Source organism: Campylobacter concisus (genome assembly GCF_003049705.1).
GTDB lineage: Bacteria > Campylobacterota > Campylobacteria > Campylobacterales > Campylobacteraceae > Campylobacter_A > Campylobacter_A concisus_AR.
On the sequence record NZ_PIRF01000005.1, the window covers coordinates 83712 to 109923 of the forward strand.

At 38.3% G+C, this 26212-nt stretch carries 27 protein-coding genes; 4 read left to right on the plus strand and 23 right to left on the minus strand.

Annotated features, from left to right (window positions below):
* Positions 1-67: 67 nt before the first annotated feature.
* From CVT05_RS06635 to CVT05_RS06740, 22 genes are all read right to left on the minus strand, one after another.
* Positions 68-280 (minus strand): DUF4006 family protein, encoded by a 213-nt coding sequence (locus tag CVT05_RS06635; RefSeq protein WP_021090794.1) that lies wholly within the window; start codon positions 278-280, stop codon positions 68-70.
* Complete coding sequence (locus CVT05_RS06640; protein WP_107698243.1) at positions 280-1143, minus strand: cbb3-type cytochrome c oxidase N-terminal domain-containing protein; 864 nt, start codon at positions 1141-1143, stop codon at positions 280-282. The genes CVT05_RS06635 and CVT05_RS06640 overlap by 1 nt, the downstream gene beginning before the upstream one ends.
* On the minus strand, positions 1131-1340 hold the full coding sequence (locus tag CVT05_RS06645; RefSeq protein ID WP_021090915.1) for a cytochrome c oxidase, cbb3-type, CcoQ subunit: 210 nt from the start codon (positions 1338-1340) through the stop codon (positions 1131-1133). Before CVT05_RS06645 ends, CVT05_RS06640 begins: the two co-directional genes overlap by 13 nt.
* A gap of 9 nt (positions 1341-1349) precedes the next feature.
* Positions 1350-2015: a cytochrome-c oxidase, cbb3-type subunit II gene (ccoO, locus tag CVT05_RS06650; protein ID WP_084041629.1), complete on the minus strand. Its 666-nt coding sequence runs from the start codon at positions 2013-2015 to the stop codon at positions 1350-1352.
* Positions 2015-3502, minus strand: coding sequence for a cytochrome-c oxidase, cbb3-type subunit I (gene ccoN, locus CVT05_RS06655; protein WP_035167282.1), 1488 nt, complete (start codon positions 3500-3502; stop codon positions 2015-2017). Before ccoN ends, ccoO begins: the two co-directional genes overlap by 1 nt.
* Positions 3503-3594: 92 nt before the next feature.
* Positions 3595-4278 (minus strand): response regulator transcription factor, encoded by a 684-nt coding sequence (locus CVT05_RS06660; protein WP_084041627.1) that lies wholly within the window; start codon positions 4276-4278, stop codon positions 3595-3597.
* Between the two features lie 81 nt (positions 4279-4359).
* Positions 4360-5025, minus strand: a complete 666-nt coding sequence (locus CVT05_RS06665) for a sulfite exporter TauE/SafE family protein (RefSeq protein ID WP_234400574.1) — start codon at positions 5023-5025, stop codon at positions 4360-4362.
* A gap of 1 nt (position 5026) precedes the next feature.
* Positions 5027-6145, minus strand: a complete 1119-nt coding sequence (gene carA, locus CVT05_RS06670) for a glutamine-hydrolyzing carbamoyl-phosphate synthase small subunit (protein ID WP_107698244.1) — start codon at positions 6143-6145, stop codon at positions 5027-5029.
* Positions 6145-6696: a DUF507 family protein gene (locus CVT05_RS06675; RefSeq protein ID WP_107698245.1), complete on the minus strand. Its 552-nt coding sequence runs from the start codon at positions 6694-6696 to the stop codon at positions 6145-6147. The genes carA and CVT05_RS06675 overlap by 1 nt, the downstream gene beginning before the upstream one ends.
* A 49-nt stretch (positions 6697-6745) precedes the next feature.
* Positions 6746-7186 carry an isoleucyl-tRNA synthetase gene (locus tag CVT05_RS06680; protein WP_107698246.1) on the minus strand — a complete coding sequence of 147 codons (441 nt, stop codon included), beginning with the start codon at positions 7184-7186 and terminating at the stop codon, positions 6746-6748.
* A gap of 163 nt (positions 7187-7349) precedes the next feature.
* Positions 7350-10610, minus strand: coding sequence for a carbamoyl-phosphate synthase large subunit (carB, locus tag CVT05_RS06685; protein WP_107698247.1), 3261 nt, complete (start codon positions 10608-10610; stop codon positions 7350-7352).
* Positions 10610-11365 carry a rod shape-determining protein MreC gene (mreC, locus tag CVT05_RS06690; RefSeq protein WP_107698248.1) on the minus strand — a complete coding sequence of 252 codons (756 nt, stop codon included), beginning with the start codon at positions 11363-11365 and terminating at the stop codon, positions 10610-10612. Before mreC ends, carB begins: the two co-directional genes overlap by 1 nt.
* A complete protein-coding gene (locus CVT05_RS06695) occupies positions 11355-12392 on the minus strand; it encodes a rod shape-determining protein (RefSeq protein ID WP_021090637.1) in 1038 nt (345 codons plus the stop codon). The genes mreC and CVT05_RS06695 overlap by 11 nt, the downstream gene beginning before the upstream one ends.
* A 9-nt stretch (positions 12393-12401) precedes the next feature.
* Positions 12402-13634 (minus strand): ATP-dependent Clp protease ATP-binding subunit ClpX, encoded by a 1233-nt coding sequence (clpX, locus tag CVT05_RS06700; protein ID WP_021090629.1) that lies wholly within the window; start codon positions 13632-13634, stop codon positions 12402-12404.
* Positions 13634-14422, minus strand: coding sequence for an acyl-ACP--UDP-N-acetylglucosamine O-acyltransferase (gene lpxA, locus CVT05_RS06705; protein ID WP_103624537.1), 789 nt, complete (start codon positions 14420-14422; stop codon positions 13634-13636). Before lpxA ends, clpX begins: the two co-directional genes overlap by 1 nt.
* Positions 14423-14443: 21 nt before the next feature.
* Positions 14444-14890: a 3-hydroxyacyl-ACP dehydratase FabZ gene (fabZ, locus tag CVT05_RS06710; RefSeq protein WP_021091063.1), complete on the minus strand. Its 447-nt coding sequence runs from the start codon at positions 14888-14890 to the stop codon at positions 14444-14446.
* A 150-nt stretch (positions 14891-15040) separates the two neighbouring features.
* Positions 15041-16114, minus strand: coding sequence for an epoxyqueuosine reductase QueH (locus CVT05_RS06715; RefSeq protein ID WP_107698249.1), 1074 nt, complete (start codon positions 16112-16114; stop codon positions 15041-15043).
* A gap of 27 nt (positions 16115-16141) precedes the next feature.
* On the minus strand, positions 16142-16891 hold the full coding sequence (locus CVT05_RS06720; protein ID WP_107698250.1) for an ATP-binding cassette domain-containing protein: 750 nt from the start codon (positions 16889-16891) through the stop codon (positions 16142-16144).
* Complete coding sequence (locus CVT05_RS06725) at positions 16888-17568, minus strand: ATP-binding cassette domain-containing protein (RefSeq protein ID WP_107698251.1); 681 nt, start codon at positions 17566-17568, stop codon at positions 16888-16890. Before CVT05_RS06725 ends, CVT05_RS06720 begins: the two co-directional genes overlap by 4 nt.
* Positions 17565-18365 (minus strand): ABC transporter permease, encoded by an 801-nt coding sequence (locus CVT05_RS06730; protein ID WP_107698252.1) that lies wholly within the window; start codon positions 18363-18365, stop codon positions 17565-17567. Before CVT05_RS06730 ends, CVT05_RS06725 begins: the two co-directional genes overlap by 4 nt.
* Complete coding sequence (locus tag CVT05_RS06735) at positions 18362-19300, minus strand: ABC transporter permease (protein WP_107698253.1); 939 nt, start codon at positions 19298-19300, stop codon at positions 18362-18364. Before CVT05_RS06735 ends, CVT05_RS06730 begins: the two co-directional genes overlap by 4 nt.
* Positions 19301-19312: 12 nt before the next feature.
* Positions 19313-20845, minus strand: a complete 1533-nt coding sequence (locus CVT05_RS06740; protein WP_107698254.1) for an ABC transporter substrate-binding protein — start codon at positions 20843-20845, stop codon at positions 19313-19315.
* Positions 20846-21021: 176 nt separating this feature from the next.
* On the opposite strand from CVT05_RS06740, the gene CVT05_RS06745 reads away from it, so the two are divergent.
* Positions 21022-24330 (plus strand): DUF748 domain-containing protein, encoded by a 3309-nt coding sequence (locus CVT05_RS06745; protein WP_107698255.1) that lies wholly within the window; start codon positions 21022-21024, stop codon positions 24328-24330.
* Here CVT05_RS06745 and CVT05_RS06750 read toward each other — a convergent pair.
* Positions 24327-24731 (minus strand): hypothetical protein, encoded by a 405-nt coding sequence (locus CVT05_RS06750; RefSeq protein ID WP_107698256.1) that lies wholly within the window; start codon positions 24729-24731, stop codon positions 24327-24329. The two genes, CVT05_RS06745 and CVT05_RS06750, sit on opposite strands and share 4 nt — an antisense overlap.
* 115 nt (positions 24732-24846) lie before the next feature.
* Here CVT05_RS06750 and CVT05_RS06755 point away from each other — a divergent pair, with 115 nt between their 5' ends.
* From CVT05_RS06755 to CVT05_RS06765, 3 genes are read left to right on the plus strand one after another with little or no spacing between them, the layout of a single operon-like run.
* Positions 24847-25050 (plus strand): tautomerase family protein, encoded by a 204-nt coding sequence (locus CVT05_RS06755; RefSeq protein WP_085657868.1) that lies wholly within the window; start codon positions 24847-24849, stop codon positions 25048-25050.
* Complete coding sequence (gene bcp, locus CVT05_RS06760) at positions 25047-25544, plus strand: thioredoxin-dependent thiol peroxidase (RefSeq protein WP_107698257.1); 498 nt, start codon at positions 25047-25049, stop codon at positions 25542-25544. The genes CVT05_RS06755 and bcp overlap by 4 nt, the downstream gene beginning before the upstream one ends.
* 9 nt (positions 25545-25553) lie before the next feature.
* On the plus strand, positions 25554-26195 hold the full coding sequence (locus CVT05_RS06765) for a thiol:disulfide interchange protein DsbA/DsbL (protein ID WP_107698258.1): 642 nt from the start codon (positions 25554-25556) through the stop codon (positions 26193-26195).
* Positions 26196-26212 lie beyond the last annotated feature (17 nt).

The following is a 26212-nucleotide window of genomic DNA, read 5'->3' on the forward strand; positions in this document are numbered from 1 at the left end:
CACGCACAAATAGCTCCTGCAACAACTATAAGCAAGATTATGGCTTTTTCTATTATGCTTAGCATCACTACTCCTTTATAATGACGTGTTTAGCGTTATCAACGCTCTTCATCTCAATGCTACTTGCATCTTTTAATGAGTAAGGCTTGGTTGCTACATCTTTTTGCAAGCCAATACCAATATAAGTAAGTACACCAAGGATAGATAGCAAAAGCAAAACTGCCACCAAATAACCGCTAATGCCATTTAAAGCAAAGATGTTTCTATTTTTATTTTCCATTATTCGCCCTTTGATAGCGATATGACATATTCGCCAACTGCTTTTTGTTGTATCTCGTTTAATCTACCATCATTAAATTCAGGCATAACACCGATGTTGCCGTTTTTACCACGATTTAGTACATCTACGATGAACTCACTTGAACCATATTTACTAATATCAGCCGACATACCATCCATGCCTTTGCCATCATCTCCGTGACAAGCTGCACAAGCTACGTAAAGCTCTTTTCCCATAGCTACTAAATTTTCATTTTTTGTACTTTTTATAGCACTTATCTCTTTTGCAACATAAGCTGCGATAGCCTTTGCTCCATCAGCATCAGCTAGCCCTGCTGGCATCTCACCCATAGGATAATCAAGCCCTTTTGAGCCATTTAGTATCGTATCAACTATTCCTTGTTCGCTACCCCAAATTTGTAAATTTGCAGCTTTGCCACCAATACCATCACCTGTGATGCCATGACATGCTGAGCATTGCACCAAAAATACGCTCTCTCCCATAGCGTGAAGCGTTTCTTTGCTTGGGTTTGAATACTCTTTTTCAAATTTAGCGTTTGCCTCTTTTACCTCTTTATTATATTCACCGATTTGTGAGTAAGAATTTAGTGGATAACCAAGTAAATAATACCAAATCGCCCAAACAAGTGTTAATAAAAAAACTACTGCCCAACCAAATGGAACTGGATTTTTATACTCGCCTATTCCGTCCCAGTTGTGCTCGCTAAGCTCTACGCTTTCATCCTTTTTAACTTTCATTTGACCAACATACTTGCCAGCTACAACGACAGTTAGTACGATAATTAAGATGGCACCTATTAACGCAAGTAAATTTATATTATCTTCTAAATTTAGCCATTGCATACGCTCTCCTTTGTAGCCTTTTGCTCTAAAATTTTACTACCGATCTCATCATCTAGGGCTAATCTTGAATACTTCTCATAATTTCTTCTACCTTGCTTTTCACTTTTGTAAAGATGAAAAAAATAAGCATACAAAGTGATAGCTAAGAATGCTGTCAAAATAAAATAGCCATAAGCTTGAAGTTCTCTAATGTCCATTACTAACTCCTATTTTAGGCTATTTAGATAGGCGATAAGTGCCACGATCTGGCGAATTTCACCTTTTGCAAAAGCACTTTTTACTTGCTCATCTTTCATACTTTCAACGATACTTGCAGCCTGCTCTTTCACGTTAGCATTTGCTTGCTCAAAAGTGCCAAGAGCTGGCATATCTTTCTCATCATAAGGTGTGTTAAAGACTTTTTTAACAGTTAGTGCTTCAGCGTAAGCGGTCTCTATATCAGCATTTTTCTTAAATAAAAATGGATATGCTGGCATGATCGAGCCTGGCACAACTGAGGCTGGGTTTAACATATGATTTTCATGCCAATCTGTCGTTCTATAATTACCCACACGCATAAGATCTGGGCCAGTTCTTTTTGAACCCCAAAGATGCGGACGATCATAAGCAAATTCGCCGCTTAACGAGTACATGCCATATCTATCAGTCTCTGCTTTAAACGGACGTATCATCTGTGAGTGACAAGTATTGCAACCATTTTGTATATATATATTTTTTCCAGCAAGCTCTAAAACTGTATAAGGTTTTGTACCCTCAAGTGGCCTAGCTCTATTTGCAAAGTCAGGTAAAATTTCTACCACACCAGCATAAGCTATGACGATAAATACGCAAACTGCAAAAAAGAATGGATTTTTTTCTAACCAAGCAAACATCACATCACCTCCGCATTGGCTTTAGCACCGCCCATAGGCGTTGCACTTTTTGGCTCTGCCAAAATAGCTTTAGCAGAAGTTGATTTGTAGATATTATAAGCAAACATCAAAAAGCCAATCAAATACAAAAGTCCGCCAATAGCTCTAATGTAATAATAAGGTATAAGCACTACAACAGTATCAATAAATGAGTATAGTAAATTTCCATAGCTATCAGTCGCTCTCCACATCATACCTTGCGTAATACCAGCAATCCACATCGAAGCAAAGTATAAAACGATACCTGTTGTTTGTATCCAAAATTGAGCTTCCATTAAGGATTTTGAATAAATTTCGCGCTTAAAGACACGTGGCGTCATGTGATAAAGTGCTGCCATAGTCATAAAACCAACCCAGCCAAGTGCGCCATCATGTACGTGTCCTGGCACCCAGTCAGTATAGTGAGCTAGTGCATTTACAGATTTAATAGCTAAGATAGGGCCTTCAAGAGTTGAAAACATATAAAAAGTTGAAGCTAGGATCATAAATTTAATAAGCGGGCTCTCGCGAAGTTGTGTCCATTCGCCTTTCATTGTAAGAAGCATATTAATAGCTGAACCCCAAGAAGGTAAAATCAAAACAATAGAAAAAACCGAACCCATAGTCTGCATCCAATCAGGCACAGCAGTATATATTAGGTGGTGACCGCCAGCCCAAAGATAGATAAACATAAGGCCCCAGAATGAAAATAACGAAAGCTTATAAGAAAATATTGGCTGTCCGCTCTCTTTTGGCAAGAAATAATAAATTTGGGCGATAATCGCTACTGTAAATACAAACGCAACTGCGTTGTGACCGTACCACCACTGAACCAAAGCATCATTTGAGCCAGCATACATAGAAACTGAGTGTAGCCATGAGCCATATCCACTAACTAGCCTTGTTGGAATTTCCATGTTATTAAATAGATAAAGCATAGCAACGCCAAGGAATGTAGCAATGTAATACCAAACCGAGATATAAAGTGTTTTCTCGCGGCGTATACCAATAAGTCCAAATATACTTACGCCCCAAAGCACCCAGACTACTACTACAGCAATATCTAGTGGCCACTCAAGCTCGGCATACTCCTTAGATGTACTCTCACCCATAAAAAGTGTCACAACAGCTAGAATCATAACAAGTATATAAAGCCAAAAATGAAGCTTACCAATGAACATCAAAAACGGAGATTCACTCATTGATACTTTTAGGACACGCTGTCCTATGTAATACCAAGTGGCAAATATACCAGAGAGCATAAAACCAAAAATGATACCGTTAGTATGAAGAGGACGCAATCTACCAAATGCCGAATACTCACCAGCTATATAGTTTAGATCAGGACAGGCAAGCTGAAAAGCTACCAAAACACCAATAGCCATGCCAACAATACCAAAAAATATCGTGGAGAACATAAAGAGTTTTGCCACACTATAATCATAATGTAGCAACTGGGATGGTCGCATAAATTTTCCTCCTAGTTAAATTTATATTAATTTTCGGTTATTTTAGAGTAGAAAAACTATAAAAAGACTTAATTAATATAAATTCTCTTTTACTAGGAGAGTCTTCTATCTATTTTGTAACCAAGTCCAGGAACATTTTTTATAAAATTACTACCGACTTTATCTCTGACACGCTTAACGAAGGTCCTAATAGCAGCCTCTGTCACGCTCTCGCCAACCCAAACAACATTTTTTATTTCATCGTGAAGTACAAGCGTACCAAGTCTTTTTATGAGTAAAGATATAAATGCAAGTTCTTTTTTTGTAAGAGAAATTTCAACACCATCTCTGATAAGTACACGTTTTATTTTATTAAAACTATATCCATTTGTAACCTGAATAATATTTGCTGTTTCTATCTTATTTTTAGCAACATTTTCTAACGTAACCAAAAAATCATCAAGATCAATCGGCTTTAAAACGTATTTATCAATACCAACATCTATCGCTTTTAGAAGTGTTTCTTTTTCACTATTTGTGCTAAAAACTATAATAGGTGTATCTTTTGAAATTTCTTTAATACATTTAGCCATATCAAGGCCATTCATTATAGGCATAAAAACGTCTGTTATAACCATATTTGGATTATATTTTTTAAATTTCTTAAGTCCTTCATCGCCATTTTGAGCAGTGATAACTTTTTCGAATTTATCTCGCATAACTTCTTGTACTATTTTTTTACCATCTCCCTCATTCTCAACGATAAGAACGGTTAGATTATTAAGAATCTTGCTCATTTATTCTTCCTTTTTGGTTATATTTATCAAACATCATAAATTTTGACGCAACTAACAATTATCTCTCTTACTTTAACTATCTTAGGCATTTGCTCTATATCCTAAAAATGATAGATAAATTCCATTTATTATCATTATGCTAGCCGAAATCTTAAACATTATGTCTTTAAATTTTTCATTTAAAATTCCAAATACAAAGCTAGCTAAAAGCATAGCTGGCAATGTACAAAGACCAAATACAAGCATTATAAAAGCCGAATCAATAAAATTTGCACTTAAAATCCCAAGTACCAAAAAATAATAAACCACACCACAAGGCAAAAAGCCATTTAAAAAACCAAGTAATAAAAAATTTGCTAAATTTTTCTTTTGAATCCTCGTTTTTGCAATTCTTACTACAAAATTAAGCGCCTTTTGATTCTCCACAAATTTTAAAAGCTCACCCCTAAAAAGTAAGGCAATGCCGATAAACGCGATCACTAAGCCAATTATGAAAAATATCACACCTCTTGCTTGCATGTTAAAGCTAATAACAGCTCCAAAGGCACCAAACAAAGCTCCTAAAACTACATAAGCAAAAATTCTAGCTAGACTATAAAGTGTGCTTAGCATTAAAATTTCTATTTTATTCTTACCTTTAAAAAATAGAGTCTGCAAGCTCAAAAAACCGCTGCACATACCCACACAATGACTAAAGCTACTTAAAAATGCAACCGAGATAATCATGTAAAGGTTTATATTTTGCATCTTATAAAATTTCTAAAAACTGCTTAAATATATATTTACTCTCACTTGGACCACCACTTGCTTCTGGGTGGTGCTGAACTGAAAAGATCGGATAGTCTTTGTATCTCACACCCTCAATTGTGTTGTCAAATAAATTTCTATGAGTCACAACCGCTATTTCAGCGATGCTCTCTGGCACGTTGTAGTTGTGATTTTGTGTTGTTATCTCAATTGCTTTTGTCTCTAAATTTAGCACTGGGTGATTTGCTCCGTGCTGACCAAATTTAAGCTTATATGTCTCGTACCCAAAGGCGTTTGAGAGTAACTGATGTCCAAGGCAAATGCCAAATATAGGTATCTTAGCCTCAATCATCTTTTTGATCTCGCCTATTTCAGCCTTTAAATTTTTTGGCTCACCAGGACCATTTGATAAAAACACCCCATTTATCTCGCCATTTTTAAATTTTTCTATCAAAATTTCAGCCTTAGTGTCGTGTGGCACTACGATGACTTCAAGACCAGTTTCACATAGCTCGTTTAGGATATTTCTCTTTACACCAAAGTCAAAAACAGCTATCTTTTTACCAATACTTTTTAGCGGCTTATATGACTTTAAATTTCTATCCCAAGCGCCTTTTTTATGCTCATACTCGTCCATCGCGCTAACTGTTTTCACGTAGTTTATATTTTCAATACGCCCGCTACTTTCAAGCCTGCGTTTTAGCTCATCTTTATCACTTATCTGCGTTGAGATATAGGCCATAAGCGCACCCTCGTCACGTAGCATCTTTGTTAAATACCTAGTATCAACGTCATAAACGCCAAATTTACCTTGCTCTTCAAAAAATTTTCCCAAAGATTTTTGCGAGCGGTAGTTTGATGGAATTTCATTGTAGCTTCTCATTATAACGCCACTTGCATGAATTCTAAGACTCTCCATATCGTCTTCGTTTATACCTACTATGCCTATTTCTGGCATAGTAAAGACGATAAACTGACCAGCATAGCTTGGATCGCTCATGATCTCTTCGTAGCCAGTCATTGAGGTATTAAAGACGAGCTCACCTGCACACTCGCCGTGAGCACCAAAAGCTTTTGCTTCTAAAAAAACACCATTTTCAATATAAATGTAAGCTTTCATTAAAGCATGCCTCTTTTTTTAAGCTCATCTTGATACAAACGCTCAAAGACAAGATCATATTCATCAGTTCCTGGGATTAGCTTATGTTTATAATTTTGTATCATTTCATAAACATCATCTTCTATCTTCTCATAGCTTTTTAAGTACTCGTCTATTGAGTTATAAATCACATTTTTTACGCGATTTTCAGATACATTATAATCAACAAGACCGCTCTTCCAAATATTTTCAAGCACTTTGTGAGCGATATTGCTAAATCTATCTTCGTGGGTTAAGATTACATCAAATTCGCCTGCAAGCTTCTTTTTAACGAGCCAAAACATATTTTTGCGGTCAATTTGCATAGTTTGCATCTCGTCTTCATTTTTCTCCAAAAGCTCATTTACTCGCTCATCTAAAGCTCTTTCTTTTTGAATATCAACTGTTAAAATTTCACTTGTTTTTGCTACGATTGGCTCAATACCTTTATTTAGTCTTACGAAACCACAATTTAGAAGATCTATTGCTATTTTATGTGAAATATACGGAACGTGTGGGAGTTTTAAACGCATTTTAAACCTTTAAATTTTTATGCCATTTTAACTAAATAAAGGTAAAACTTTACTTTGAAATTTTAACGACTTTATTATTATCGCTTCTTAAAAAATAAATTTCTCTTCGTCCTTCATAAAGTATCTTTCCATCAGTCTTTTGCTCATTTTCTAAATTTGATGAGATTTCTAAAGATAGCGATTTGCTCATAAAATAATTCTCTCCTAAAGTGCGTCCAAAGTCAGGATACCAACTAAAAGCACAAACTATCAGCAAAACTAAATAAAAGGCTCTAAAAATTTTTCTAAATGGCGCGTAAAAAAAGCAATATCCAAATATAAAAAATACAGGTAAAAGCCATAAGAAAGGTACGTTATCAACAAAAATAACATTAAAATACTCGCTTATACCATAGTAAGAAAAGTAGTTGTTGTAAATTCCAACAAATAGCGTAAAAATAGGAGCAAGGACGAATATAATACCCGCAAAAAAAGCATTTAAAATTTTCATAATCTCTCCTTTTGAGTGAGATTATATTAAACATAAGCTTTAATATTACTAGATTGATGAAAGCTAGACTAAAATTCAAAGCAAAATGCCATATATGGACATCTACTGCTTCCAACAATACTTTAAAAACAGTTTAGCTATAAGCTAAACTGCCTTAAATTTATTATTTTTTAGATAAATACTCTTGCAAGCTTTTTACCTCAAGTGCTTTGCCAGTTTGTACCGAGCTTAGCGACTTAGCGGCCGCGAGTGCTGCGCGAATCGTTGTGAAATATGGAATTTTAAATCTAAGCACGTTTTGGCGGATCTTTTTGCCATCATCCACGCTTGATTTTGTATCGCTTGTGTTGATGACAAGTGCTATATCGCCGTTTTTTAGCCTATCTTCAACGTTTGGTCTGCCCTCGCTTATCTTATAGACAAACTCGGCCTCCACGCCAGCTTCGCTTAAAATTTTATGCGTACCACCAGTTGCTATGATGCTAAAGCCAAGCGTTATTAGCTCTCTTGCAAGGTCTGGCGCGTAATATTTATCAGCGTCAGCTAGCGTTAAAAAGACCCTGCCCTTGCTTGGCAAAGTGTTGCTAGCAGCGATCTGGCTCTTTGCAAATGAGCTTGCAAAGTCGTGACTGATACCCATTACCTCGCCCGTACTCTTCATCTCAGGGCCAAGGATGAGATCAGCGCCACTTAGCTTGTTAAACGGCAGCACGCACTCTTTTACGCAAACATGCGAGCTTACGCGAGGTTTTAAGATGTCGCCATCTTCATAAACGACCTTGTAATCATCATAAAATTTAAGCGCCTCACGTAAATTCCCCTGCCACATAACTCTTGTCGCCACCTTTGCCATAGGCACGCCAGTAGCCTTACTCACAAACGGCACAGTCCTACTTGCGCGAGGATTTACCTCGATCATATAAAGCTCGTTTTCATAGATGGCAAACTGGATATTCATAAGGCCGACAACGCCTAAATTTAGCGCGATATCTCTGGTTTGCTTCTCCACTTTTTTTATCATTTCATCGCTTAAACTCATCGGTGGCAATATGCAAGCTGAGTCTCCAGAGTGAATTCCAGCCTCCTCGATGTGCTCCATTATCGCGCCTATATAGACCTCTTTGCCATCACATATCGCGTCTACGTCGAGCTCTTTTGCATCTTGTAAAAATTTATCAAGTAGCACTGGCGAGTGGTTGCTAACCTTTACTGCCTCGCTCATATACTCTTTTAGCTCGCTCTCGTTATGCACCCTTCTCATCGCCCTGCCGCCTAGAACGTAGCTTGGGCGAACAAGCACTGGATAGCCAATAGTCGCAGCCTTTTGCAAGGCTTCTTCTAGGCTAGTGGCGGTGTCATTTTTAGGCTGGAGGACACCTATTTTATTTATAAATTCGCTAAATTTCTTTCTATCCTCGGCCACGTCGATCACTCTTGCAGTTGTGCCGATGATCTTAGCGCCGATAACGCTTAGGCGCTTTGCAAATTTAAGCGGAGTTTGACCTCCAAAATGCACAATCACGCCATCTGGCTTTTCGCACTCAATGACTGATCTCACATGCTCAAAATCAATCGGCTCAAAGTACAAAATATCGCTCGTGTCGTAGTCGGTTGAGACGGTTTCTGGGTTACAGTTATACATTATCGTTTTTATGCCAAGGTCTCTTAGGGCGTAGCTTGCATGCACGCAGCAGTAGTCAAACTCTATCCCCTGACCGATCCTATTTGGACCGCCACCTATTATCATCACCTTTTTAGCGTCTTTTGCTAGCTCTTTTTTAGGAAATTTAGTGATATTTGTGGTTGAGTAAAGATATGGCGTTAGCGCCTTAAATTCGCCCGCACAAGTATCGACCTCGTTGTATTCAAGCTCGATGCCAAGCTTTTGCCTAGCAAAATAGATATCATTTTGACTAAGCTCAAGATCGTCTTTTTCATTTATAAGCACAGCTATCATTTTGTCTGAAAACCCCATACTTTTGGCCTCTCGCAAAAGCTCTTCGTTGTTTAAGATATCCATGTCGATCTTATCTTCAAATTTAACTATCTCATAAATTTGCTCCAAAAACCAAGGATCGATCTTGCTAAACTCATGCACCTCAGCCACGCTAAATCCATCTCTAAAGGCTTGCGCTAGATATAAAATTCTTCTCTCATTTGCATTTCTGATGCCATAAATCAAAGCGTTTTTCTCTAGGCTAAGACTGTTAAATCCGCAAAGGTCGCGCTCTAGACTGCAAAGCGCCTTTTGGATACTCTCTTTAAATGTCCTGCCTATCGCCATCACCTCGCCAACTGACTTCATCGCGGTGCCTAGATATGGGTTTGATCCTGGGAATTTCTCAAATGTAAAGCGTGGGATCTTTGTCACGATGTAGTCGATCACCGGCTCAAAGCTAGCAGGCGTGCCTGTGATGTCATTTTTGATCTCATCTAGACTAAAACCAACTGCAAGCAGTGTGGCTACCTTTGCGATAGGATAGCCAGTAGCCTTACTTGCAAGGGCTGAACTTCGACTAACACGTGGGTTCATCTCGATAACGATCATACGGCCTGTTTTTGGGTCTATGGCAAACTGCACATTGCTGCCACCAGTATCAACGCCAATCTCACGAAGTATGGCAAAGCTTGCATCACGCATAGCCTGATACTCTTTGTCTGTTAGCGTTAAAGCTGGCGCAACCGTGATACTATCACCTGTATGCACGCCCATTGGGTCAAAATTTTCGATCGAGCAGACGATAATGCAGTTGTCATTCCTATCTCTGATAACCTCCATCTCGTACTCTTTCCAGCCAAGCAGGCTCTCTTCTATCAAAATTTCATGTATTGGGCTTGCGTCAAGGCCAGTGTTGGCTAACTCTTTAAATTCGTCCATATTGTAAGCCACGCCGCTTCCTGCGCCACCAAGCGTGTAGCTAGCTCTTATGATGAGCGGAAAGCCTATCTCATTTGCCGCATTTAGCGCGTCGTCCATGTTGTAAGCGTATCTACTCTCAGGCAAGTCCATACCGATCTTTTGCATGGTTGCTTTAAAAATTTGTCTATCTTCGCCTTTTTTTATCGCTTCTGGGTTTGCACCAAGAAATTTCACATCCTTTAAAAGACCGCTCTCAAATACCTCCATAGCGGCATTTAGTGCTACTTGACCGCCCATCGTTGGCAAGATGGCATCAATCTTTTCTTTTTTGATGATCTTTAAAATGCTCTCTTTTGTGATCGGCTCTATATATGTTGCATCGGCAAAATTTGGGTCAGTCATGATGGTGGCTGGGTTTGAGTTGATAAGCACTACGCGGTATCCAAGCTCCTTTAGCGTCTTGGCTGCTTGCGTGCCTGAGTAGTCAAATTCGCAGGCTTGACCGATGACGATAGGGCCTGAGCCGATTAGCAAAATGGTATTTATATCTGTTCTTTTTGGCATCATTTTTCCTTTGTTACAACGTATAGGTAGTTTGGTATGTTTAGCTTCGCATAGGGCTCAACTATCACGCTTTGATAGGAGCTCTCTTTTAAAATTTTACTCACGCGCCCTACTGGCACCCCACTAAAAAATATCCCGTCAAGCCCGCTCGTAAAGACCTCGTCGCCCTCTTTTGGGCTGAGCCATTGTGGGATAAATTTCACCATTATTTGGCCTTGATTTCCATGCGCGACGCCTGGAATTTTGTCATTTCCTATATAGACTGCAAATATACTTTTTGGGTCATTTTGCAAGTAAGCTAGCGGCTTGCCATCTTTTGAGATGACGATGCCAGCGCTATTTCCTTGATAGATGAGCCCGTAAATTTTATTTGGATCGTATCCTTCAAACTCGCTTATCCAAATTTTATTATAATCCCCGATATGCACGTAGCTAAGCCCTTTTACTAGCTTCACGGCTGGGGCATAGGCAGTCGAGTTTTTATCTTTTAAAATTTGATTTAGCTCATTTGCAAAAGTAGAAAGAAGCGTGGCTGAGCGCTCTAGCTCTTCATTTTGCGCTCTTAGTTTTTCTATCTCGCTAGCCTGCCTAAAATATTCGTTTATATAGTCTTTCACACTTTTAGCAAAATTGTCGTATGAATTTGTAGCATAGTTACTAAACCCAATAGAAAGATTACTTAAAATTTCTCCCTTGAAAACTGAGGCCGTAGCAAGCAATGCTATAAAAACAAAAAGAACAATCTTACTCTTCATTTGTCAGCTGTTGTAAAAGCCCAATCTCTTCAAGTGCCTTGCCCGTTCCTCTAGCAACCGCAAGGAGTGGCTCGTCAGCTACAAAAACTGGAAGTTTAACGATATCAGATAAAAATTTATCAAGTCCTCTAATTAGCGCTCCACCACCAGTTAGCACGATACCAGTCTCCACGATATCGCCAGCAAGATCAGGTGGCATCATCTCAAGCACGGTTTTAAGCGCATCTGCGATCTCTTTTAGTGGTTCTCTCATCGCCTCTCTCACATCTTCGCTTGTTAGCTCGACTCTACTTAAAAGACCGCTCACTTGGTCGCGACCTTTTACCACTACGCTTAGCTCTTTTTCAAGCTGTACAGCAGAACCTACAGCAATCTTTATCTCCTCGCCAGTTCGCTCACCTATTAGTAGGTTATATTTCTCTTTTATGTAATTAACAATGCTAATATCAATCTTATCGCCAGCTGTGCGGATTGATTTTGAAATAACTAGACCACCAAGCGAGACGACACCTATCTCAGTCGTACCACCACCGATATCAACTACTAGATTACCTTGTGGCTCACGAACTGGTAAATTTGCGCCGATTGCTGCTGCCATAGGCTCTTCTATCAAAAATACCTCTCTTGCTCCAGCACTTAAGGCACTCTCTCTAACGGCCTTTCTTTCGACCTGAGTAAGTCCATAAGGAACTGAGATGATGATCCTTGGGCGTAAAAAGCTTTTTCTTTTATGAGTCTTTTCTATAAAATAGCGTATCATGCGCTCAGTCATATCAAAATCCGCAATTACGCCATCTCTCATCGGCCTTATCGCCTCGATATCGCCTGGAGTTTTTCCTACCATCTCTTTTGCAGCATGTCCGACCGCTAAAATTTTTTGTTTGCCATATTTCTCACGCCTTACTGCAACAACAGAAGGCTCGTTTATTATTATGCCTTTATCCTTTACCAAAACAAGTGTATTTGCTGTACCTAGATCTATACCCATATCACTTGAGAAAAAACCTATAACCTGATCTAAAAACATCTATTTCCTTTATGCTATTTTCTTATCATGCTTTATTAAAATTGGCTTTGCCTTATCTTTTACAGTCTCTTTTGAGATAACAATATCATATTCTTTTAACTCTGGCAGCTCATACATTATGTCTGTCATAAGCTCTTCCATTATACTTCTAAGCCCTCTAGCTCCAGTCTTTCGCTCAATGGCCAGACTTGCTATCTCTTCAAGTGCTTCATCATCAAATTTAAGCGTAGCGCCATCAATCGCACAAAGCTTTTGGTATTGTTTTAATATCGCATTTTTTGGCTCGGTTAAAATTTTAACCATATCTTCTTTTGTTATCTCGTTTAAAGTAGCTACTACGTGAAGTCTGCCAATAAGCTCTGGGATGAGGCCATATCTTACAAGATCGTCTGGCTCAAGTAGGCTTAGTAAATTTTCTTTTTCATTTTTGCCACGTTTTTCTTGGTTAAATCCAAGTACGTTTTTACCAACTCTTCTCTCGATGATATCAAGAAGTCCATCAAATGCACCGCCGCAAACAAATAAGATATTTGTCGTATCTATCTGGATGAAGTCTTGGTTTGGATGCTTTCTGCCGCCTTTTGGTGGGATATTTACGACGCTACCTTCGATGATCTTTAAAAGCGCTTGTTGTACGCCTTCACCCGAAACGTCTCTTGTGATGCTTCTATTTTCACTCATTCTAGCGATCTTATCGATCTCATCTACAAAGACAATACCTTGCTCCGCCTTTTTTACATCGCCATTTGCAGCTTGTAAAAGCCTAGTAAGGATATTTTCAACGTCCTCACCGACATATCCAGCCTCAGTTAGGCTTGTGGCATCACAAATTGCGATAGGCACATCAAGAAATCTTGCCAAAGTCTGAGCCATCAATGTCTTGCCGCTTCCAGTTGGGCCAACAAGCAAGATGTTTGATTTTGAAATTTCAGTATCGTCTTTGATGTCGCTTTGTTTAAAAATTCTCTTATAGTGGTTATATACGCCGACACTAAAGACCTTTTTAGCCCTGTCTTGACCAATCACGTAGTTATCAAGTACCGCTTTTAGCTCCTTTGGTGTGAGCTTTTGATACTCTATCGTTTCGTCATTTTTACTCTCTTCTACGCTAGTATCTCCATGTATCATATCGTATGCGGCTGCTATGCAGTACTCGCATATATAGGCATTTCCTTCGATATCAGCGAGTAATCTTCTCTCGGCAGACTCTGCCTCTCCACAAAAATTACACTTTCTAGCCATTAATCTCTTCCTTTTGCAAGCGGAATTCCTCTTGTTGTTTCTAATATAAATTTACACATTTTTTTAACGTTTTCGTCGCTGGTTTTTGCGATCAGCTCATTTGCTTGATCTTTTAAGCTTATGCCTTGATTAAACAAAAATTTATAAGCGCGAACTAGCTCTTCAACCTGCTCTTTGTCAAATCTGCGTCTAATGCCAACTAAATTTAAGCTTCTTATATAGGCTCTGTTGCCCTCAGCTAGGCAAAATGGCACAACATCTTGACTAAGCGCGCTTGCACCTGCGATCATGCAGCTTTCACCCACTCTAACAAACTGATGAATAGGCGTAAGACCGCCCACAACAGCGTAATCACCAAGTTCGACGTGACCTGCCAAGGTTGCGTTATTTGCCAAAATGACGTTACTGCCTATTATACAGTCATGCGCGATATGAGAATATGCCATAATAAAGGCATTATCACCAATCCTTGTTATGCCATCGCCCTTGTGCGTGCCTGAGTTTATAGTGCAAAACTCACGTATAGTTGCGTGCTCGCCGATGATGACGCCAGTATCAACCTCATCTTTATAGCTGATATCTTGCGGGATATCACCTACGATCGCATAGCTAAATACACGAGAGTTGTCGCCGATTTTAGTCTTGCCAAGCACCCTTGCGCCTTGCTTTATCGTGACGTTGTTGCCAAGGACCGCATCTTTACTTACAAACGCATAAGCCTCGATATTTGCGTCATCTCCAATGATCGCTCCATCTTCTATAACGGCTGTTTGGTGGATATTTTTCATTGTATCTCTTTTTCTTAAAGCCTATTTATCGACTATCATCGCTTTTAGTTCAGCCTCAGCGCAAAGTGCGTCATCTACATATGCCTTGCCTTCAAGCACCCAGATATTTCCTTTGTGTTTTAGCACGTTTAGTCTGTACTCTAGTCTATCTCCAGGACGGACTGGATGGCGAAATTTTGCTCCGTCTATGCTCATAAAATAGACCACTTTATTCTCGATACCAGCCTGATGCTCGTCGCTCATACTCTTAAACGCTAGCACGCCACCAGCTTGTGCCATGCCTTCAATGATCATCACGCCAGGATAGATCGGGTGACCTGGGAAGTGCCCCTGAAATATCGGCTCACCAATGGTTACATTTTTATAAGCGACGATATTCTTAGCTGGCTCTAGCTCGACAACTCTGTCGATAAGCAAAAATGGAAATCTATGTGGGAGAATTTTTTGAATTTCTACGACGTCTATCACGTTTTAGCCTTAGTAATGTAAATTTGTGGCGATTGTAACAAATTTATACTAAGAAAAAAATTATTAGCCTCTTGTAAAAATCTCTAAATTTCGCCTTATGTGGCAAAAATTTAATTCACTGCTTTAAGATAAATTTTATAAACTCACCTTTTAGTCTAAAACCAAAATTTCTTCGCTATCGTTATAAAAAACAGCCTTTGCGTAAATTTCGTAGCTACCCTTTTTGACCTCGTCTAAGATGATGATAGGATTTTGCGAAAATTCTCCGCTTATATCACGGCGAAATTTTAGCTCATCATCAAGCTCAAGCGGCCTTTTGCAAAGCTCATCTATGCTTGCAAAATTACTATTTGTAAATTTATTAAATCGATTTAAGCTCATAAAAACCACGCCCTCTTTTAGCTCATCTTCCATTTCGCAGGAATTTTCTACATTTAGCTTTAAATTTTCTCTTTTAAAGCCAGAGTAGAGCACAAAGTAGCTTGGTATCACAGCGTTTTGAAATTTCACACTAGCGCGTAAAAGTCTGTAGTTTAAAAATCGCCTTCTAAAAAGGTGAAATTTCTCACCTTTCGCCTCGCACTCGCGCACCTTTTTATAAAGCTCAAGCCTAGCTTCAATACTACCATAAAGCGCCCTTGCGTGTAGCTCGCTCATTAGCTCACTTTGAGGCAAATTTTGCGAGTCGCGCTGTTTTTTTAGCGCAAAGACGCAGCCGCAGTAGTTTTGGTGATAGAGCTTATCTTTTTTAGCCAGGATAAACTGCTCACTTGTGCCGCCATTTTTTCTATAATCAACCGCAACAGCCTCTAAATTTGAGCCAGCTACCGCCTCATCAAGCGCCTTTTTAAGCTGAGAAAAGTCCTTTTTTGGGCTCATCAAAAGCGTTGTCGTGATCTTATTAAGTCCCAGCTCAAGCGCCTTTTTAGCGGAGTCTTTCATACGAAAATCAAAGCAGTATTCGCACCTTTTGCCCTTTTCTGGCTCATCTTCAAGTCCTTTTGTGCCACCAAGCCACGCTTCGTAGTCGTATTCGCCGCATATTAGCTCAATGCCTAGTTTCTTGCAGCTTCGTTTCACGTCCTCAAAACGCAGTAAAAATTCGCTATACGGATGTATATTTGGATCATAAAAATAGCCTACTATTCGTTCATTTGGGAAGTCTTTTCGTAAGCGCTGTAAAAAGTAGTGGCTATCGACCGAGCAGCAGATGTGAACTAGCAAAATTTAACCTTTTTTGCTCGCATTATATCAAAGATTATTTTTATAAATTTTTGCAGCATCGAGGTATTTTTTAAGGACATTTTGGCTTGCAAGATCTTCAAATTTACCCCACGCCACCTGCTTGCCAGCCTCGATTATTAGCACTTTTTGCGCTATCTTCATTGCACTTAAAATATCGTGCGTGATAAAAATAATGCTGATCTTTTCATCTAAGCTTAAAAGCAAATTTACGATCTTTTGCTTCGTCTCGTTATCAAGCCCGCTTGTTATCTCGTCACAGATTAAGATTTTTGGCTTTGAAAGAAGCGCTAGCAATATCCCAACCCTTGTCGCCTCGCCTCCACTTAGCTGAGATGGATATTTTTCTAAAATTTCATCTTTTAAATTTAGATTTGCCAGAAGTTCTTTGAGCTCATTTTCGCTAAAGCTAAGCTTAAGATATGACCTCACGTGAGCGATTGCGGTTTTTACTTTTAGCGCTGGATTTAGGGCTTGCTTTTGATTTTGCAAGATATATCTGATGTCCTTTTTGAGTTCATTTTTGTCCGTAATCTCCTCATCGTTTATATAAATTTTGCCCCCACTTTTTGGCTCACTAAATGATATAAGCTTTGCAAGCGTGCTTTTGCCACTACCACTTTGCCCCAAAATGGCTAGATTTTCGCCATCATCAAGCTCGCAACTTATCCCCTCTAAAAGGTGCAGCACTTCAGCTCTAGCGTTAAAATGCTCCTTAAAGCTTAAACTTTTTGATACATTTTCAAGCCTTATTTTCATGCATTTTCCTTTAAATTTAGCCGCCCATCTCTCATCTGCCAAATCTCATCACTAAGATAGTTCGTTAGCGCCTCATCGTGAGAGATAAAGACGACGCTCATCTTACCCTTTAAACTCTCCAAGATGCCCGCCACGTGGCTACCGCTAATGCTATCAAGCCCGCTTGTTATCTCGTCGCAGATTAAAATTTTTGGCTTTAAGCAAAGCGCAAGAGCGATCTGTACACGGCTCGCCTCGCCGCCACTTAGCTCGTATGAGTATTTGTGCCAGATGAGATTTGCATTACCCAGCCCAAACTCCCTAAAATAAGCAAATGCAAGCTCTTTATTTGATTTATTATCGCCGCCAAGATAGGCGTTAAAATGATCGCCCACGTTTAAGAGCGGATGAAGACTGGCAACTGAGTTTTGAAAGATGAGCGCAGCGACCTTTTTTCGGTGCTCTTTTAGCTCATTGTGGCTAAGTTTTAAGATATCTTTTTTATAAATGCTAAATTTATCTGCCCTCACTCTAAAATCATCATCAAAAAGCTTTATTAAGCTCTTTGCAAAGAGCGATTTACCACTGCCACTTGCACCCGTGATACCTATAAATTTACCCTCACTCATGGCAAAATCAAGCTCTCGCAAAAGCTTCTTATCCTTATAAAAAACGTTTAAATTTTTAATCTCTATCATATTTTTATATTGCCATTTTTTGAATTTGACGTGATGATCGAGGTTGCAAGGATGAGCAAAAAGAGTGTCACGCCAGGGAAAAGCACCATCCACCAAGAGCCGAGAAAAAGCGCCTCTTTGCTCTCATTTAGCATGATGCCAAGGCTTATTTTATTTGCGTCGCTACCCACGCCAAAAAAGCCAAGCGTGGCCTCCATGACGACAGCGTTTATCGCGTTTATGCCAAAGATACTAACTATTAGATGCTTTAAATTTGGCAAAATTTCAAAGCAGATAAGACTAAATTTACCAGCTCCATTTATTACGGCTTGCTCGGCGTAGTCGCACTTTTTACTAAGTCTTAAATTTTGCATAAAAACTTTTGCGCCCTGCATGAACGAGCAAATGGCGATGATAAACGAGGTGATAAGCAGATCTCCGCTACTAAATGAGCTAAAAAGCATGATAAAAACGATGTTTGGTATGCTTAAAAATGCATCAAGTCCCTTATCAAAAAGGCTCTCGCAAACTCTGCTCTTACTCGTGCCAAAATATGCATAGATGAGCGAAAAAAGCGTCGTTAAAAAGCCAGCTAAAAGCAAGATAAGAAGCGAGTTTTTAAGCGCGTAGGCAACTCTTATGAGATTGTCCCTGCCTAGGATGTCAGTGCCAAAGATATGCTCGCTACTTGGGGCTAAATTTACCGCCATAAAGTCAGTAAAATTTGGCTCAAATTTAGAGAAAAATGGCGTCACAAAGGCAAATGCAACAAGCGCTAAAAAGACAAAACAGGCTAGGAAAAATATGACTTTTCTCATAAATTTCTCTTATCTGCTAAGATAGCAAAAATTTTAGCCAGTAAATTTGCAAAAACGACAAAAACAGCCGTTAGCAAAATGGTCGCAAGTGCGACTGGATAGTCTTTGGCGATGACTGCATCAAGGCTAAGCTTGCCAATGCCAGGAAATGAAAAAATGCTCTCAATGACGTATGAGCCAGCAAAAACGCCAGCCACAAGGGTTGCGAAATAATAGACTATATCGGTGCTTGCGTGCTTTATAGCAAAGAGATAAATTTTGCCCCGCCCCAAACCTCTAGCGTGAGCTGTCTGGATAAAATCAGCATTTAGGCTTTGATTTAGCCTATCTCTTACAAATTTTACATTTGCGCCAAGGTGTGGCAAGATGATAGCAAGCGTTGGCAAGATGATAAATTTAGCACCAACACCGCTAGAGCCTAGCTCGTTTGCCCCAGAGCTTGGCAGCAAATTTAGATATACGCTAAAGATCGCTATTAGCACGAGTGCGATGTAAAAATGCGGCAATGAAGCCAGCAAAAAGGAGCTAAAATTTATAAAGATATCGGCAAATTTATTCTTATAAATGGCGCTTAAAAGCCCTAAGAAAAAGGAGAAAAGAGCTATTAAGACAAATGAGCACACAAACAAAATAAGTGAGTTTAAAAGTCTCTCTTTAATGAGCAAAGATACGCTTGTTCCGCTTACAAAGCTAGTGCCAAAGTCCCCCGTGACAAAGTGAGCCAGCCATCTAAAATACTGCACAAAAAAGCCATCTTTTAGCCCCAAATTTTCTAAAATTTGCTCTTTTATAGCCACGCTCACCGCCTCGCTTCGCAAAAACATCGCGTCAGTGACGTTTCCTGGCAAAAAACATATGAGCAAAAATAGAAAAAATGAGATAAAAAACAGCAACCCAAGGCTTGAGATCACTGTTTTTAAAATGGCTCTAAACAAATTTTTTATCCACTATTTTACTTGCCACTCTCTTATGTTCCATAAAAATCCAGCCCCATGGTGGCCTAAAATTTGCGTCTTTATGCCTGAAATTTTGTTGTTAAAAACGAGCGGATAGTCAAGATAGGCTATAAAAATGTAAGGTGGATTTTCAAAAAGTGCTTTTAGAAATTCTTTGTAGTATTTTTTCCTAAGCTCCACGTCCTTTGTATATCTTGCGTTTTTTAGGGCAAGATCGACGTTTGCGTCCTTGTAGTGGCTAAAATTCCAGCCATTTTCATTTATGCTCACATCGGCAAATCCGCCAAAGATCCTGTATGTGTGAAAATCTGGATCAAATGGGCTTCCCCAGCCAATAATAAAGCTATCAACCTCGCTTATGCTAAAGGCTGTTCTTGGCTTTGCGTAGGCTTTGGCTCTCACGCCAAATTTATTTAGCTCGCTGCTTAAAATTTTGGCTAGATTGACCCTTAAGATGTCGTTATTAAAGGCGTAGATATCGAAGCCAAGCTCCTTGCCGTCCTTTTCAAAAAAGCCAGCCTTATTTTTCTTAAAGCCACTCTTTTCAAGCAGCTCCCTAGCCTTTTGCGGATCGTAGCTAAATTTAAACTCACCGTCATTTGCAAAGCTTTTTTCTATCGGATTGTTCGCTACGCTTGCATATCCGTGAAATAAATTTTTAACTATCTCATATTTATTTACCGCGTAGTTTAGGGCTATCCTTACATTTTTATCTTGAAAAAGAGGATCTTCAAAGTTAAACATCAAAGCTCTATAGTCCGCACTTTTAAACTTAAGCAGGCTTAATTTTTTATCATCTTTTATGAAATTTACGCCAGTTGGAGAGATGAGTGCGACGTCGATCTCACCACTTTTAAGCCCAACGAGCCTTAAATTTTCATCACCAACAATTTTAAAAAATACCCTTTTTATCTTTGGCTCACCCTTGTAAAATTTCTCATTTGCCGCAAATTCTAAACTCTCATCTTTTTTCCATTTTACAAGCTTGTATGCGCCAGTGCCAATGGGCGCTTCGTTAAATTTATCGGTTGAGATATCTTTACCTTTTAAAATGTGCTCAGGCAACACGCCAAAACTAAGCGCGTCAAGAAACGGCGGAAAAGGCTCTTTTAGCGTGATCTTTACTTTATAATCACCTAAAATTTCAACGCTTTTTACCACCTCGTAGTTTGAGATAGTAGGCGCGTTTAGCTTCTTATCTTGAGCCGCTTCGATGGTAAATTTAACGTCTTTTGCGCTAAATTTCACCCCATCATGCCAAAAAGCATCATCTCTTAGCTCAAAAATATACTCCAACCCATCATTGCTTACTTGCCAAGACTTCGCAAGCTCTGGTACGATGTTGCTATTTTCATCGTGGCTCGTAAGCCCCGAAAAAACGAGTGAAAGCGTAGGATCGTGATCCTCATCGTAAAGTGGATTTATACGAGGTGTTTGCTCCTCGATAGCGACCACGACTTTGCTCTCGTTTGCGTAAAGGCAAACGCCAAATAACAAGAAAAATACGAATAAAATTCTCTTCATCACTGCATCCTTTGTTTAAAAAGTATTTGTGAAATGGTAATACGAATTTTATAAAAGTATTATTAACTAAAATGTAAATTTACGCGTCTAAAAATTTGGAAATTTCTAACTAGAATTTAACCTTATTTAAAGTAAAATCAAAGTTTATTTTAGATCACTTCAAGGTAAAAATTTAAATGAATAAAAATAAAAAAATAGCTCTAATTTCAGGCATAAGTTTAGTTTCACTTTTACTTATTTACACGCTTCTTGGCTTTTTTGGTGTTCCTTATGCTATCAAAAATATTGCTCCAAAGTATCTAAAAGACTACAACGCAACACTTTTTGTGAAAGAGGCTAAATTTAATCCATTTACTTTTGAGCTAAACGCTACAAATGCTGAGCTAAACAGCACTTCGCCACTTTTTAGCACAAAGCAAGTCGATGTCAAGCTAAAGCCATTTTCTATCTTTAAAAAATTAGTTGAAGTTGATATTTTTAGGCTTCAAGAGCCAAATGTCAAAATTTTACGAGAGAAAAATTCAAAATTTAACTTTAGTAATTTTATAAGCGACGATAACGCAACTACCGAAGATAACAGTACTAGCTCTATAAATTTTGCCCTAAATAACGCAAAAATCATCAAAGGCTCATTTTCATATAGCGATCAAAACCTCACAAATCCATTTAACGTAAATTTTGACGATATAAACTACGAGCTAAGCTCGCTAAATACTAAGAAAAATAGTGCAGGCAGCCATATTTTTGACTCAAACTCAAGCCTAGCTCACAAGATCGATCTAAATGGCGAAATCAAGCTAAATCCACTAAAAATCGAGGGCAATATCAGCATAAAGGATTTTAGTATCGATCCAGTCGCGATTAGCTTTATTGATAACGACACACTAAATCTTAAAAATGCGGTCATAAATTTAGGAATAAATTACGCTTTAATTGCCGATGAAAACGCTACAAATATAAATTTAAAGGATAGCTTTTTAAATGTAAAATCACTAAGCATAGATGAGGGCAAAAATGAACTAAGCCTTGGTGAGCTAGAGCTTCCAAAATTTGATCTATCAAGTAAGATAGCAGACAAGATAGATGCTAAATTAGAGCTAAATGCCATAAATTTAAGCGATATATCATTAAAAAATGCAATAACAGCAAGCTTAAAATCACTAAATTTAAACGATATTTCGCTTTTAGCAAATTTAAATGAAAAAAGTGAGCTAAATGCGACAGCTGCACTAAATAGCATGAATGCAAACTCCCTAAAAATAGACGAAACTGGTAAAAATTTAGTAAATCTAAAAGATATAAATGCCTCAAATTTAAATGCAAATTTAGCAAACAACAAAACCGCCCTAATGCTTGAAAAAATAGCGTTTGATGACATCAATGCCCCGCTTAGTAAAAGCGCAAATGCAAATGTGGCAGGGGCTAAATTCTCAAATATTAGCTTCGCTCAAGATACCAACAAAAGCCTTGCAACTCTTGATGAGCTTAGTATAAATGGCATAAATTTAAAGGCAAAAAATAAAGAAATTTTAGATATCGCTGATGTGCTGACAGAAATGATCAAATTTGATATTTTAAATATGGCTTTGAGTGCTGAGAATATCGATGTAAATAGACCAAAATTTAACTCAGAGTTAAATGATAGTGGTTTAAGTGCAATAAACCAGCTTGGACTTGGTGAGAAAGAGCCGGCAAAAACAGCCAATCATCACACTAAAACTAAAAAAGAGAATACATCGGCTTCAAAAAGCAAAGAGAGTGAGTTTAAATTTGATATAAAAAATATCAATGTAAATAACGCCAATATCGCTTTGATGCACCTTTTTGAGGGCGAGAAGATCGCTCATAAATTTGATAATTTGTTTGTAAAAATAGCAAATTTAAGTAGCGATTTTAGTAGGCCATTTGATGCAAAAGTGGATATGAAAAGCTCACAAAAGCTAAACCTCAATATAGACTCAAAGATCAAGATCGAGCCACTTGATATAAATGCGAAAATCAAACTAAATGATACAAATTTGCCAAAGTATTTTGCCTACGCAAAGCCATTTTTAGAAGCAGATCTTGCTAGTGGAGAGATGAGTGCAGATGCCCAGCTTCATTATGCAAAAGATATAAAAGCAGATGCAAAACTTAGTGTAAAAGATATTAGATTAGATGATAAAAATAAAGAAAAGCTAATCGCATTTAAAAGTTTAGATGTAGATAAAATTTCACTTTTTAAAGATAATCTTGAAATTACTGGAGTTGCTCTAAATTCGCCATTTATCAAGGCTCATCTAAGCAAAGAGCGCGAATTTAATCTAAGCAAAATCGTAAAAGAAGATGAAAGCAAAGCCCAAAGTGAGCAAAAAGCTGAGAGCAAAAAGGTAGCTAGTAAAAAAGATGACGAGCTAAATTTTAGCATCAAAAATTTCTCACTTAACAACGGCGAGGTTGATTTTTCAGATGCGTCACTATTTATGCCATTTGCTACAAAAATTTCAAATCTAAATGGCAAGCTAACTGACATCGATAAAAAACGTCCAAGTTCTGGTGAGTTTAAAGGCATAGTTGGCAAAAATGGCTTTTCTCAGATTACAGCAAAATTATTTCCTTTTGAATTAAAGCAAAATACCGACATTAAGCTTGATTTTAAAGATATCGATCTAATCGACATAACACCATACAGCGGGCAATTTTTGGGCTATAAAATAAAAAAAGGTAAGTTAAATTTAAATCTAAATTATAGCGTTGTTGATTCAAAACTAAATGGTTCAAATCTTATAAATTTTGACACACTCACACTTGGAGAAAAGGTTGATTCAAAAGATGCTGTAAATTTGCCACTTTCTCTTGCTATATCAATATTAAGCGATCAAAATAATCAAATAAACATCGACCTGCCAGTTGAGGGAAATTTAGACGATCCTGACTTTAAATATGGCGGTGTCATTTGGGCCGCTGTTAAAAAGCTCTTTGCAGACATTACATTAGCTCCGTTTAGATTTTTAGGTAATGCTCTAGGACTTGGCGGCAAAGATCTAAGCTCTATTGATTTTCTTGCTGGAAGTAGCGAGCTAATAAGCTCAGAAGCGCCAAAAATAGCTGATTTTATAAAATTAACTACTGCAAAGCCTATGATGAAACTTGGCATCACACCTACTTACTCTGAAATAGATGTGCTCTACTTTAAAGAAAAAAAGCTTGATCAAAAGATAAATCAAATAATCGCCTCAAGCGGCAAAGATTATATCACTGTGTTAAATTCCCTTGTTCCAAACGCTAAAGACAAAAGTGATAAAGCTTTAAGAGAAGAGGCAATAAAAGCTATCGAAGTGGATAAGGAAAAGCTAGTTGAGCTAGCAAATGAGCGTGCAAATGCGGTAAAAGAAGCACTCATAAAAGCTGGGCTTGAGACTGGCCGCATAAATATAAACGATGCGACAAGCTCAGAGCCTAAGCAAAACACCTACACAAGCGTGCTTATGGGTGTGGCGAACTAAATTTCATTGATCTCACTGCTTCTTGCATTATATACAAACCAGCTAAGAAGCATAAGCATCATGAATGCGCCAAAAACTAGGCTTGCGTAAAAATATAAGCTAAAGCCTTCGCCTAGTAAATTTGCATTGTGAAGAGCGATCATAACGCCAGCAAGTGAAATTAAATAGCCAATTAGCTTAATGATAAAAATTTTTGGATTTACAAGGATGAGTAAAAGCCCGCAAAGCATGACACCAAGGGCTATTTGTAAATTTAAAATATCAGTTTGAGCACTTGAGCCAAATGTCAAAAAACCAAGCAAAAATATGACTAAACCCATCAAAACAGCATAAACTGCTCTGCTTCGTCCAAAGCCGTACATAAAGCAAACAAAGCCTTTATTATGTTTGTTGTAGTCCATTTTTCGCTCCTATGTAACAAGTTTTTGTATTTTAATGCCAAATTCTTAAATAAAGGCTTTAATCTGAAATTTCACTCATTTTGGCTAATATTTTACATCTTAAAAAGGAGCAACAATGCCTTATGTTAATATCAAAATAGCAGGCCCAGAGCCGACAAAAGAGCAAAAAGATCAAGTCTTTAAAGAGGTGACTGAGACGCTTGTAAGAGTACTTGGCAAGAAAAAAGAGGCGGTGATGATTTTCATAGAAACTCACGATGCTAGCAACATCGGCGTAGGTGGCGAAAGCGTAGAAGATAAGAGAAAGGTGATAAAATGAGCGAATTTAGTAAAGCAGATATTGAACGAAAAATAACACTTGAAGTTGGTGACAAGGCGCCAGAGTTTGAAGCACTAAATCAAGATGGCGTAAAGGTCGCACTAAAGGACTTTATAGGCAAAAATGTAGTGCTTTACTTCTACCCAAAGGACAACACTCCAGGCTGCACAACTGAAGCTTGCGAATTTAGCGCAAACTACGATCAGTTTATCAAAAACGATACCGTCATCATCGGCGTTAGTCCAGATAGCGTAAAGTCACATGTGGGTTTTATCGCAAAGCAAAATTTAAAGCACATTCTATTAAGTGACGAGGATAAAAAAATTTCAAAACTTTATGGCGTTTGGCAAGTTAAGAAAAACTACGGCAAAGAGTATCTTGGTATCGTAAGAAGCACATTTGTGATCGGCAAAGACGGCAAGATAGTTAAAATTTACAAAAGCGTAAAAGCCAAAGACCACGCCGCAAAAGTGCTAGCTGATCTAGCAAAATAAGGAGCAAAGATGAAGCTTATAAAAATGCTAATTTTAAGTGCGTTTTTTGCGCTAAATTTATCAGCACTGACTGAAGGCGTGGAGTATCAAACTCTAGCAAAACCGCTTAATGTGCCTAAAAACTCGGTCGTCAAGGTCTTTAGCTACGACTGCCCACACTGCTATAAATTTGACCGAACGATTACAAAAAAGCTGATGTCAAAGCTTGAAGATGTGAAATTTATCCCATATCACCTAAGCACAAAAGGCAAACTTGGCGAGACCGCGAGTAAAATTTTTGCCGCTCTTATATCGATAGATGAGGCAAATGGCACTGATCTACTAAGCGATGAGTCAAAATTTAAGCAAGCAAAATTTGCGATCTATAAAGCAAGACATGATGAAAAAGATGATTTTAGTGATGGCAAAGACAAAGAGAAATTTATAAATTTAGCCCTTAAAGCAGCTCACGTGAGCAAAGACGAATACGAAAAAGCGCTAAGCTCAGATCGTGCAAAAGAGCTTTTAGATGCGTGGTTTGCCTCTTATGATGTTGCTAGCATTAGCGGCGTGCCAGCTTTTGTAGTAAGTGGCAAATACTTAATAAACTTAAGCGCAGCTTCATCAATCGATGAGATGGCAAAGATCATACAAGAGCTTTTAGACAAATAGTTTTGGCGAGTAATATC